The following is an 11,449-nucleotide window of genomic DNA, read 5'->3' as shown; positions in this document are numbered from 1 at the left end:
AGACAAATGCCTATAAAATCAATAAATTCTAGAAAATTTAACTATTTATTGACATTTAATAGTTTGTCTTCATTCCAAAATAAAAAAGCTTACTGAAATATTAATATATTTCATAAGCTTTTTCAATGTTTTATAGTTTAAGATCTATTTGAATGAGCAGGATTAACTGCTTCTAGAATCCCCTGGTGGGAATAATCTAGAAAACCTGTATGTGTTCTCCAATAAACTCTATCACCTGATTTTAAATCACCTGAAGATATCTCATTCGCAAAATCCTTATCATAAAAAGTACATGGTAAAGTCTCTATCGTTAAACCAGCAACTTTCTTTACTTCCTCCATAGATGTAATCTTATGTGTAGATGAATTAACAGAAATTACATAGTTATCATAATCTCCACAATGTTCACCTTCATGATGTGCATATTTAGTAGTACCCCAGGGCATATGTTGAGGATGTCCTTGTTCCCAAGAATCTGCAGCTTGTGTATCACATTTAATTCTATAACATGCACTTTCAGCAACAGCTGCATTACCAGCATAATTTTCTTCAATTACCATTGGAGTTGTCCATTTCTTCATATTCATTTCCCCCTTTCACTTTTGAAATAATCTGTCGCTCTATAGGCAGACAAGTGTTATTTTAACATACCACATACTTTTTACAATATCCTTTCATTGTTAAATGTTACTTTTTTTGAGACACTTTTAATAAGAAGCAGTATTCCATTATCAGTGTTACAGATTAAGGAAAATTCTTATTATCATATGTAATACTATCATCTTTATCTCTCAAATAAAAAAAGGTAGCTTTCACTACCTTCTCTACTTCATGTATTAAGATCTAAGTGGATGACCAACAGAATCATCTACTGCATATCCCATATGATGATAATCTAATCCTATATAATTACTTGTCCAAATTGCAGGATATCTGCCATCTGCAGATGGATTTGATTTATCAATTCTGATATTTGAAACCTGAGCAGCATTACCACCTGATTCTTTAAATACGCCTATATCTTCATTCTGACTACTCCCACGGGCAAGCCCGTGGGATTCTGATTGCCAAGTGTAGCGTGTAATCGTACATCATTTTCAGACTTTGGAATACAAGTGTAAATCTATTTAAGTAAGAATTTTTATTACCAAGCAGTCCAACGACCACATTAACGGTAAATTTCTATCTTACGATATGGAAGTATAATCAATCTCCCTGATGATTATTTTATACTATTTTGATTCCACTATTCAATACTTTGATTCTATTAGTCTCAATTCTTTTAATTAAGGCTTCTTCTTTACTGTAATACTTTCCAAATTCTGAAATACATCTGTCTCTATCTATAGTAAAAATTATGTGGCTTTCTTTAATGTAGAAAGAATTAAGCATCCTACTACTGAACCTGCTGCAATAGCAAGTAAGCATAATGACCAGTTGCTTACAGTTGCGATAACGAATACACCACCATGAGGTGCTCTTAACTGACAATTGAATGCGACTGATAAACCACCTGCGACAGCTGAACCAATAACGCATGATGGAATAACATGGATTGGATCATTGGCTGCAAATGGAATAGCACCTTCAGAAATGAAAGATAGTCCCATGATATAGTTAACTAAACCAGCATTTCTTTCATCTTCAGTCCACTTATTCTTGAAGAATGTAGTAGATAAAGCGATTGCGAGAGGAGGTACCATACCACTAGCCATGACAGCTGCCATTAAGATATAGTTACCGCTTGCAAGTAAACCAGTTGCTGTTACATAAGCTGCCTTATTGAATGGTCCACCCATATCGATAGACATCATACCACCAGCTACAACACCAAAAATAATACCATAGTTACCTAAACCACTCAGGAAGTTAGTTAAAGCCTGGTTAATGATAGGCATTAATGGGTTATGGCACTTGCAAATACAGCCATACAGAATACACCAAGTAAGGGCTATAAAAGAATCCTTCTAATGATTTTGGTAAGCCTTTAAATAACTTCTTTAATAATAGAATGATATAACCAGCTACGAAACCATATAATAATGCACCTAAGAAACCTGGAGTAGCTGCTACTTTTGCAGCACTAGGATCTAAGAAAGTAGCACCAGATTTTGCAAGTAAACCACCTACGAAACCTACAGCTAAACCTGGACGGTTTGCAATTGACATTGCGATAAATCCAGAAAGAATTGGTAACATCATACCAAATGATACGTTACCCATATTATTGAACCAAGCAGCAAGAGGAATTGATGAACCAAACTTAGCTCCTGCGCTCTTATCATCCACTAAGAATGAGATAGCAATCATGATACCATCAGCTACAACGAATGGTAACATATGAGATACACCATTCATTAAGTGCTTATAGAAGCTTCTACCAGCACTTTCACCTGAAGCAGCTGCTTCTTTAGCATCTGAGCTTGCATGATAGATTGGTGCTTCACCGTTTTCAATCTTATTAATTAACTCTTCAGGATGACGGATACCTTCAGTAACAGGTACTGTAAGAACTGGCTTACCATCAAAACGAGCCATTTCTACATTCTTATCTGCAGCAACGATAATACCATCACATGCTGCGATTTCTTCTGCAGTTAACGCATTTCCGCCACCTTCAGAACCGTTTGTTTCAGCTTTTAGTGGTACACCAAGCTTTTCACCTGCTTTAGTTAAGTTTTCTACAGCCATGAAAGTATGAGCAATACCTGTAGGACATGCAGTAACAGCTAATACTTTATAACCAGTAACTACTGGTGCAGCTGCTTCTGCAGCATCTTTTTCTGCTTCCTTCTTATCGATCTTGCTTAAGAATTCTTCTGGAGTCTTTGCATTCAATAAATCCTGACGGAAACCTTCATCCATTAATAATGCTTATAGTTTAGCTAATGCCTGTAAATGAGTGCTTCCACCATCTGCAGGTGCCGCAATCATAAAGAATAGGTGAGCAGGCTGACCATCTAATGATTCATAGTCTACACCATCAGGCACAGTCATTGCTGCTAACCATGGAGCTTTAGCGGCTGCTACCTGTGCGTGATGAATAGCAATTCCTTCACCAATACCAGTAGAAGTTAATGCTTCACATGCTAAGATACCTTCTTTGTATGCATCTTTGTCTGAAATCTTCCCAGTTGCACACATCAAGTCAACAAGCTTGTTAATTGCTTCTTCTTTTGAACCTACAAAGACACCAAGTTCAATGCCCTTTAAGTCCAATAACTCAGTAATTTTTATGCTATTCTCCCTTCAATTGTGCGAGACATTCATCAATGAAGTCTCTTTTTGCTAATGAATATGAGAAAGCAGTTGCTCCACCACATGCTGTACCTAAAGCCAATGCTTCATCATAATTCCCATTATTGAGATAACCAGCCACAAAACCAGCTACCATAGAATCACCAGCACCAACTGAATTCTTTACTGTACCCTTACATACACCTAAGCGATGTGTATGACCGTTTTCATCTACTAATAAAGAACCATCACCTGCAAGTGAAATCAAGACATTACGTGCACCCATTTCCTGTAGCTTATTCGCATATATGACTAGATCTTCTTCAGTTTCTAGTTTTACATCGAAGATTTCTTCAATCTCATGATTGTTTGGCTTAATTAAGAATGGATGATAAGCCAATACATTCACTAGTAACTGTCCCGTTGCATCAACAACAAATAAGATACCTTTGTTCTGTAATCTTTCTAGAATTTCTTCATAGATTCTAGGACTGATGCACTTAGGAATAGAACCAGAAAGAACAAGAACATCTCCTTCTTTTAATGTATCAAGCTTATCAAAAAGCTTTGCTACATCTTCATCAGTAATCATAGGTCCCATACCATTGATTTCTGTTTCTTCATCACTACGCATCTTTACATTAATACGTGACATACCTTTTTCAACCTTGATGAAATCAGTATTGATATCATACTCACTCTTCGCACGGCGTTCAATTTCATCACCAGTAAAACCTGCTACAAACCCTAGAGCCTGAGATTCATAACCAAGTTCCTTAAGGATGGCTGAAACATTAATACCCTTACCTCCACAGAAGATATGTTCTTCACATACTCTATTGACAATTCCCTTCTGGAAATGATCAACTGTGATAACATAATCTAATGCAGGATTAAATGTAATTGTGTAAATCATTTACACGGTCTCCTTTTCCTGTAAAAATATTTTTTCTACAATCTCATTATATGATGTAAAGGTTTTCTTTGTCAATATGTTTCATGTAAATATTTTACGTAATGATAAAATTGATATAAACAAAAAAGTATGACGATTAAATGCAAAAACATCATCGTCATACTATATGTGTTATCGATTCCTAAATATCTTAGACTCATTAGTCTACTATAGTATCATTTGCTTTTCCCTTAATAGAATAATCTCCTAACATAAACCATCTATAAGCACGATCCGCAATAAGTTTATCTTGCATAGTTCCACCATCTTTTACAGCAATATTTTTCAATCGTGCTTTTACCGACTCAGCATTCATCAAACAAGTACCTCCAAATAATTTCTCATTACATCTCCACACTTCATTTGATCAGCATAGCGAATAAGCTTATTAAGATTTCTGTTACTTCTTTTTAGATAATTTATCAGTATTTCTTTTGTTTCTTCTATCCCAATCTTCTCACGATAAAAAACAATATCTACTACAGTCTTTTCTACATTGTAAATATGGAACCTATTACTACCATCTTCAATTGTTTCTATTCCCAATTCATATCTATCATCCGTATAATAATACAACTGTATCTCAGGCCAGTCTGGAAGAGTAGAGACTCTCGCTTTTCTTTGAATAGCTACATCTATTCCATCTGGTCTATATGTAGTGAGATCATAAAAGACTGCGGCACTCATTAGACAAATAACCCCAAACGGAACATATGCATAAGCATAATAAAAATCAGACTCAGCTCCTTGAAAATTGGTGTTCTCATAGAATTTTTTATTCAGTTTTCTTAGAAGTCCTTGTTCTGCAAGCTGATTAATCTTATAAAGACTAAATCCTTTTTCTTTAAGCTCATCAACGGATACAATCATTTGATTACTCGATATTAATTCCTTATCAGACATACAAACCGCCTCACTTTTTTGCTTTATTTTCGGCATATATTGTTTTTGCCGAATTTCAATTAAATTATAACTATCACATGTTTATAAGTTAATCCTATCATACAAAAACAGACAGCCATCTAGACTGTCCATCTTGTTATTATCTTTTATCTACCGCAAACATCTCTTCACACTTGATCATGGATTTATGTGAGTTTTCTATCATTTCTGTCAAGAATAAGAAGATAATCTCTATTACTGTACTTGCTGAAACTCTAGAGAAACAGAATTCATCAAGGAAAAGTTTTTCACGAGTTGCTGTTGTTATATGATATTGTACTTCTTCACCAATCACTGAGTGAGGACTATTAGTAATACCTATTGTCATTGCTTTATTGTTATTTGCGATTTTAACTGCTTCTAATACTTTATCTGATTCTCCTGAGTTGCTGATGGCTATTAAGACATCTCCCTTACCTAAAGTAAAAGAGTAAGAGAGCTGAGTTTCCCAGATTGTTCCTGCAGTTGTTGGTATACCTAATTCATTGAACTTAAAAGCTGCATCAATGGCCACAGGAATCGTATTTCCTACTGCTATCACCTGCACTCTAGAGGCATCTCTAATACCCTCTAGAATCTCTCTAAATTCGTCTGTGTTGATGAGATTGACTGTCTGTTTGAGTTCAGTAATCTTATTTGCGAGAATATTCTGTAAAGACTGTGGAATATTATCCACTGAAATATCATTAGATATTTCTCCACTCTTATGTGTATCTACAAGTTCCTGGGCTAAAGATATTTTTAACTGGGCAAAACCTTTTAAACCCACCTTACGACAAAATCTTGATACAGACGCAATAGACACATCACTTATTTCTGCAAGTTCAGATACAGTCATATCGACTACTTTTTTAGGATTATTAAGTATGAACTTCGCAATCTTCTTTTCTGCATCAAATAATTGATCATAAAGGATAGTAATGCAATCTAATACGCTTTGTGACTGATTCATTTGATTTTCTCCTTTCGTAATGAAATTCCTTACATCGTCATGTTAACACAAAAAAATAATTTACACAATTAGCTAAATCTATCACATATTATCACAATGAATATATGTAAAATAAAAAGAAGTTGATTATTCAACTTCCTTGATTAAACCATGAGCGACAAAATCGTTAATGAATGACAATACATCAATTCTGATTGTCCCTTCAGGGTCTTCATATTCTTTATATACTTCATCTAATACTTCATCATAAGTCACTGGATGATCAAAGAGTTTCCATAAGAAGACACTTGTTTCATTCAATGAAATAATAGAATTAGATAATTCTGTATTTTCTCCTACTGGTACTAGAACGGCTTCACCAGCAATCTCTCTTAAGATGAAATCTTCATCTCTGATGAACTTGATACCATGTATATCTCTTGTATTCTGTTCCATTATTTTCCCCCTAATTCTGGATGATAAGTAGAGACAATCTTGCGTACTTCATCACGGATTGCATCTTGATGCATATCATCAATCGTACCTCTTAGATGATGTAATTGTTCAAAATAAACTTCTTCATCAAAATCTAGAGGATGACCAATGAAAATAGAACCATTCTCTGTCTTCTGTAAACCTTCTTCATCCATCAATAATTCTTCATATAGTTTTTCTCCAGGTCTTAATCCTGTATAGATGATTGGAATATCTACATCAGGAGTAAAGCCAGATAACTTGATTAGATTTCTTGCTAGATCATCAATCTTGACCGGTTCACCCATATCTAGGACGAATATTTCTCCACCTTTCGCAAATATACCTGCCTGCATAACGAGTGATACAGCTTCTGGAATAGTCATGAAATAACGGATAATATTCTTATCAGTCACTGTCACAGGTCCACCATGTGCAATCTGCTTCTTAAATAAAGGAATAACAGAACCATTAGATCCTAATACATTCCCAAATCTTACAGCTGTAAATACCGTATGAGAATGACGGCTGAATGCCTGAATAATCATCTCGCACATTCGTTTACTTGCTCCCATGATATTGGTTGGATTAACTGCTTTATCTGTAGAAATCTGTACAAAACGCTTAACATGATACTTATCTGCAGCTTTTACAACATTCAAAGTACCAAAGACATTGTTTTTAATTGCTTCATTAGGAGAATCCTCCATAAGTGGTACATGCTTATGGGCGGCTGCATGATACACCACTTCTGGTCTTAATTCATTAAATAAAGCATCAATTTTTTCTCCATCACGAATAGATGCAATACGTACATCTAGATTCAATTCTGGATGTGCATTTCTTAATTCCATCTGAATATCATAGGCATTATTCTCATAAATATCTACAATGATCAATTTTCTTGGATGTCTCGCAGCGACCTGTCTACATAACTCACTACCAATAGACCCTCCGCCACCAGTCACCATAACTGTTCTATTTTCTACATATGAGGCAATCTGATTCATATTAACTGAAATCGGATCTCTTCCTAAAAGGTCTTCAATCTCAACATTTCTAAGCTTAGAAACCTTCACTTCCCCATTCATCAACTGATAAATACCTGGCAGAATCTTGATCTTACATCCTGTATCATTACAGATATTCATCAATTCTCTTCTTTGGTTGATAGAAACAGATGGTAATGCAATATAAATCTCATCTACCTCATACTTCTTAACCATCTCTCCAATGGCATTCCTATTACCCGCAATCGGTACATCATTCATATAATAACCCTGTTTAAGCGGATCATCATCAATGAAGCATACAACTTTCATTGGAAGATGAGAACTTCTCTTGATTTCTCTAAGAAGCATATTACCTGCTTCCCCAGCTCCTATAATCATTACATTGATTAAATGCTTGTCCTGTTCAAATAGTGGACTGTCATTTTTCATTGAACGCATTCCACGATATAAGAAACGCAAAGTAGAACTCAATATAAGAAGCATACATGGTTCAAGAATATACCATGAACGTGGCAGTTCTACCTTTAATACAAATACATAGAGAAGCATTCTGAAAAAATCAGAACAGATAACTGCTAGAAGCAATCGTCTGACCTCTATAATAGAAGCATACCTCCACATACTTTTATAAAGCCTAAATACATAATAAACAACAAGCGTAATTAATATATCAATCCCAACAATCTCTAAATAGTTATTCCATACCCACCAATCAATTTTGAACTCCATTCTTGTTAAAACGGCTACAAACGAAGCAAGTACGGTAAACATCGCATCTAAGATCATCAAGAACAACATACGCTGATACATCACTCGATTTTCTTTAAACCTGTGCATTTTATCCCTTCCTTTTTTGTCAATGTACAAATTACCATTTATTTGTAAACTCGTCAATATACCCTACATAAAACCTTCATATATTGCATCAAATTTCAATTACTATTATACCCTATATTTATATAGGGTGATATGTGTAGAGGCTTGATAAAGTCTATTTAGAGGTGTTTAAGTATTTTTTTATACAACTTTATAGTTTTAAATGTCTGTATACTACTATTTGGTCTGTAAAAAACTTTATTTGTACTATTTTCAACTTTACATCCATGGACATATGAAACCTATTGTTTATGAAAAAAGCAGACCAAAGTCTGCTTATTGTGCTGTGAAGCTTTCACCCTTCAACATCTTCTTAATATATTCTTTATTCTGTTTAACGCTATTTTCATCAGGAATCATATAATACAAGTTCGTGTTAGGCATATAATAGCCACCCCTCATCATCTTACCACTACCTGATACCATAGATTTCTGGAATGACCATTCAGCACCCGTATTAAGCTGATCATTAGCCACACGCGCCATTTCATTCATTGGCATATCAGTGACGAATGTACCATCAATCGCATTGAGAATATCCGTATAATGAGTAATGATAGCAGGAGAAGCCATTTTCTTAATAATAGCCTGTAATACATCCTGCTGGTTCTGTGCTCTATGACGATCACCACTCGTATAAGCATGACGTTCTCTAGAGAATGATAGAGCCATCTGACCATTCATATGGTTCCAGCCTTCTTTAATAGGCTGCCCTGTCCAGGCTTCTAAGTTCTTATCAGAATAAACATCAATACCACCTAAGGAATCTACAACTTTCACTAATGATTCAAAGTTCACACGTGCATAATAGCTGATATCAACATCTAAGAACTTTTCTACAGTCTTTACAGTATTCTGTGTACCTGTTAAGCCAGAATGTGTTAATTTATCCTTCGCTTTCGCATCAGCAAGAGTGACCCATGCATCACGAGGAATACTTGTCACAAGTACCTGATGAGCAGGGATATTGATTGTTAAAAGGATGTTAACGTCACTACGTGATACTTCCTGAACACTACCACGAGAGTCAATACCTGAAATATAAACGCAGAACGGATCTTTTAAGATATCTAGTGTCTTTTCTTCTTTAATCTTATTATAAGATTTAAACTTGCAGCTCCAGATGACTCTTGTATCCTTATCGAATGACTCTTTGTATTCATTCACGAGTGTACGAGATCCTTCATTCATAAGAATGGCATCTGCCTGTTTATTATAAAGTGCATCCACAACTGCTTCTACACCATATAATTCACTAATACCATAACTAGATACTTTTTTACTTAGTCTATCTAATGCTTCATTGATCTTTGTTCCATTAGGATTATAAGCCACTGTCTTATTTAAGATATCCTCAGCCTTATGATAAGGACTCTCCTTCTTTACGACGAGAGAATATGTGACATAATCGTATTCACTTGTTACCTGATTAACGGCTGCCTTACCTGTTTGAATAAATACACAGCACACAAGTAAGAAGATACTAATAACTACAGAAATAATCTTACCAATAAGTGGTCTGATCTGAACATTTCTAGATTCAATAGAACTAGGTTTTGCGAATAAATACATAAGTAATGTAAGAATTGCTAGAAATGCCCCTATCACTATTAAGAAACGCATTGGCAAGATATTAACTAACGCAATACTTACCACAAGTATAATACTTAATACTGCCTGTATACCGATAATAAATCGATGATCAGTTATGAAATTCAATATTTTCTTCATCTTTGTCCCTCACTTCTATTTGATGATCTTATATTCTTTCATTAAAGCGACACGTTCTTTCCCTATCTTAATTGTTTCTGTCGCTTTATTATCTTCTCTTGATGAAGATTCCTTCATATATGTCACTATACGTGAGACCCATGCAATAGGCAATAAATAACCATGCTTTTCTAGATAAGGATATCTTCCTACTAGGTCCTTACGACTTGGGAAGAGTGTACTTCTTAAAGAAGCATGGGCTTTTTTACCTTGTGCATCTAAAGTAATCGCTTCGAGTGTCATATTAGCTGAATGCTTACGGCTCATAGAACTATTACCATATACCCCTGCATCAAGTATATCTTCTAATAAGTGGTCCATATTCTCACTTAATTCTAAATACTTATCTGGAATAGGTGCATCGTGTAAATACTTCTTACCAATAGATAATAATGTTGCCCCAAAGACTTCTAGATGAATCTTCTTAAGATCATTAAAAATAGAGTCATAATCAATCTCATAGTGAGAAGCAAACATCATAATATCTGCGACCTGTCTAATACCTACACCACTATGAAGGAAGTGTTTAAAAGCATGAAGTATAAGAAATAAGAAATGATCTGTTGGACACATAGTCGATACTTCCACACCCTCTATTACTTCTGTAGTACATCTCTCATGGGCTTTTTCAAAAAACTGATTCCATGACCCATAAGCAACTGATTCTTCCTGGAAAAGTGTCTTATGAAGTTCTATATAAAGTGAACTTCCCTTTAACTGATAAGGGACTTCATAAGGTTCTAAATCATCTCCTGTCACTAAATTATGTTCAGTGAAGAACTGGTGGTAAGTAGGAAATAATTCTTTAGTAATCAATAAGTCCTCATCCCCTGATACTCTTTCATCAGGAATAGGATAAAGTTTTCTTGCAATAATACCCTTTACCACTAATGGATGAAGTTTTGCTTCATTCATCTTATTAACTAGCTGTAAGAAATCTCTTGTAGAAAGTGCCTGAGTCATAGCTGCACGCATAGAAATGGCTTTGACCTGTGGGTTCACACCCTGAGATTTATAAACTGCTTCATAAACCAAAGGTAATACTTGATGAATATGTGCAAGATTATATAATTCTGATAATTCTTCTTGTGAAAGTGGTTCCCATTCAACACTCTCACCCTTTAAAGAAGCACTTAATGCTTCTAATAGTTTTTCTTGTATTTTTGTCATATCAATTCCCCTAATGAAACTATTTTATAATAAAAATACAATTACTGCAAATCACCTTCGCAAAAAGGCAAAAAAGAAGAA

12 protein-coding genes are annotated in these 11,449 nt (G+C 34.8%); all 12 read right to left on the bottom strand.

Annotated elements, in window-relative coordinates:
- Positions 1–137 precede the first annotated feature (137 nt).
- Positions 138–581 (bottom strand): hypothetical protein, encoded by a 444-nt coding sequence (locus ACFOZZ_RS07495; RefSeq protein WP_376814989.1) that lies wholly within the window; start codon positions 579–581, stop codon positions 138–140.
- Positions 582–1,355: 774 nt separating this feature from the next.
- On the bottom strand, positions 1,356–1,898 hold the full coding sequence (locus ACFOZZ_RS07490) for a fructose-specific PTS transporter subunit EIIC (RefSeq protein WP_376814988.1): 543 nt from the start codon (positions 1,896–1,898) through the stop codon (positions 1,356–1,358).
- A gap of 7 nt (positions 1,899–1,905) precedes the next feature.
- A complete protein-coding gene (locus ACFOZZ_RS07485; RefSeq protein ID WP_376814987.1) occupies positions 1,906–2,865 on the bottom strand; it encodes a fructose PTS transporter subunit IIB in 960 nt (319 codons plus the stop codon).
- Between the two features lie 9 nt (positions 2,866–2,874).
- Positions 2,875–3,219: a PTS sugar transporter subunit IIA gene (locus ACFOZZ_RS07480; protein ID WP_376814986.1), complete on the bottom strand. Its 345-nt coding sequence runs from the start codon at positions 3,217–3,219 to the stop codon at positions 2,875–2,877.
- Between the two features lie 19 nt (positions 3,220–3,238).
- Entirely contained in the window at positions 3,239–4,153 is a 915-nt protein-coding gene (gene pfkB / locus ACFOZZ_RS07475) for a 1-phosphofructokinase (RefSeq protein ID WP_376814985.1), read from the bottom strand.
- Positions 4,154–4,352: 199 nt separating this feature from the next.
- Positions 4,353–4,508, bottom strand: a complete 156-nt coding sequence (locus ACFOZZ_RS07470; protein ID WP_376814984.1) for a hypothetical protein — start codon at positions 4,506–4,508, stop codon at positions 4,353–4,355.
- Positions 4,508–5,095, bottom strand: a complete 588-nt coding sequence (locus ACFOZZ_RS07465) for a type IV toxin-antitoxin system AbiEi family antitoxin domain-containing protein (RefSeq protein WP_376814983.1) — start codon at positions 5,093–5,095, stop codon at positions 4,508–4,510. The genes ACFOZZ_RS07470 and ACFOZZ_RS07465 overlap by 1 nt, the downstream gene beginning before the upstream one ends.
- Before the next feature lie 139 nt (positions 5,096–5,234).
- The gene (locus ACFOZZ_RS07460; protein ID WP_376814982.1) at positions 5,235–6,086 is read right to left on the bottom strand and encodes a MurR/RpiR family transcriptional regulator; all 852 of its coding nucleotides are present in this window, start codon (positions 6,084–6,086) and stop codon (positions 5,235–5,237) included.
- Between the two features lie 126 nt (positions 6,087–6,212).
- Entirely contained in the window at positions 6,213–6,521 is a 309-nt protein-coding gene (locus ACFOZZ_RS07455) for a PqqD family protein (RefSeq protein WP_006504572.1), read from the bottom strand.
- Positions 6,521–8,389, bottom strand: a complete 1,869-nt coding sequence (locus tag ACFOZZ_RS07450; RefSeq protein ID WP_376814981.1) for a polysaccharide biosynthesis protein — start codon at positions 8,387–8,389, stop codon at positions 6,521–6,523. Before ACFOZZ_RS07450 ends, ACFOZZ_RS07455 begins: the two co-directional genes overlap by 1 nt.
- Before the next feature lie 315 nt (positions 8,390–8,704).
- Entirely contained in the window at positions 8,705–10,159 is a 1,455-nt protein-coding gene (locus ACFOZZ_RS07445) for an LCP family protein (protein ID WP_376814980.1), read from the bottom strand.
- A 15-nt stretch (positions 10,160–10,174) separates the two neighbouring features.
- On the bottom strand, positions 10,175–11,368 hold the full coding sequence (locus ACFOZZ_RS07440) for a nucleotidyltransferase family protein (RefSeq protein ID WP_376814979.1): 1,194 nt from the start codon (positions 11,366–11,368) through the stop codon (positions 10,175–10,177).
- Positions 11,369–11,449 lie beyond the last annotated feature (81 nt).

The sequence above is a fragment of the Catenibacterium sp. GCM10023432 genome, from assembly GCF_042651925.1.
In the GTDB taxonomy this organism is placed as follows: Bacteria; Bacillota_I; Bacilli_A; order Erysipelotrichales; family Coprobacillaceae; genus Catenibacterium; species Catenibacterium mitsuoka.
Note: the sequence above shows the minus strand (reverse complement) of the source record. Positions and strands in the feature narration are given on the sequence as shown.

Coding starts and splice junctions, on each gene's coding strand:
- ACFOZZ_RS07495 (WP_376814989.1), bottom strand. CDS start 581: ATGAAGAAATGGACAACTCCAATGGTAATTGAAGAAAATTATGCTGGT.
- ACFOZZ_RS07490 (WP_376814988.1), bottom strand. CDS start 1,898: ATGCCTATCATTAACCAGGCTTTAACTAACTTCCTGAGTGGTTTAGGT.
- ACFOZZ_RS07485 (WP_376814987.1), bottom strand. CDS start 2,865: ATGGATGAAGGTTTCCGTCAGGATTTATTGAATGCAAAGACTCCAGAA.
- pfkB (WP_376814985.1), bottom strand. CDS start 4,153: ATGATTTACACAATTACATTTAATCCTGCATTAGATTATGTTATCACA.
- ACFOZZ_RS07470 (WP_376814984.1), bottom strand. CDS start 4,508: ATGAATGCTGAGTCGGTAAAAGCACGATTGAAAAATATTGCTGTAAAA.
- ACFOZZ_RS07465 (WP_376814983.1), bottom strand. CDS start 5,095: ATGTCTGATAAGGAATTAATATCGAGTAATCAAATGATTGTATCCGTT.
- ACFOZZ_RS07460 (WP_376814982.1), bottom strand. CDS start 6,086: ATGAATCAGTCACAAAGCGTATTAGATTGCATTACTATCCTTTATGAT.
- ACFOZZ_RS07455 (WP_006504572.1), bottom strand. CDS start 6,521: ATGGAACAGAATACAAGAGATATACATGGTATCAAGTTCATCAGAGAT.
- ACFOZZ_RS07450 (WP_376814981.1), bottom strand. CDS start 8,389: ATGCACAGGTTTAAAGAAAATCGAGTGATGTATCAGCGTATGTTGTTC.
- ACFOZZ_RS07445 (WP_376814980.1), bottom strand. CDS start 10,159: ATGAAGAAAATATTGAATTTCATAACTGATCATCGATTTATTATCGGT.
- ACFOZZ_RS07440 (WP_376814979.1), bottom strand. CDS start 11,368: ATGACAAAAATACAAGAAAAACTATTAGAAGCATTAAGTGCTTCTTTA.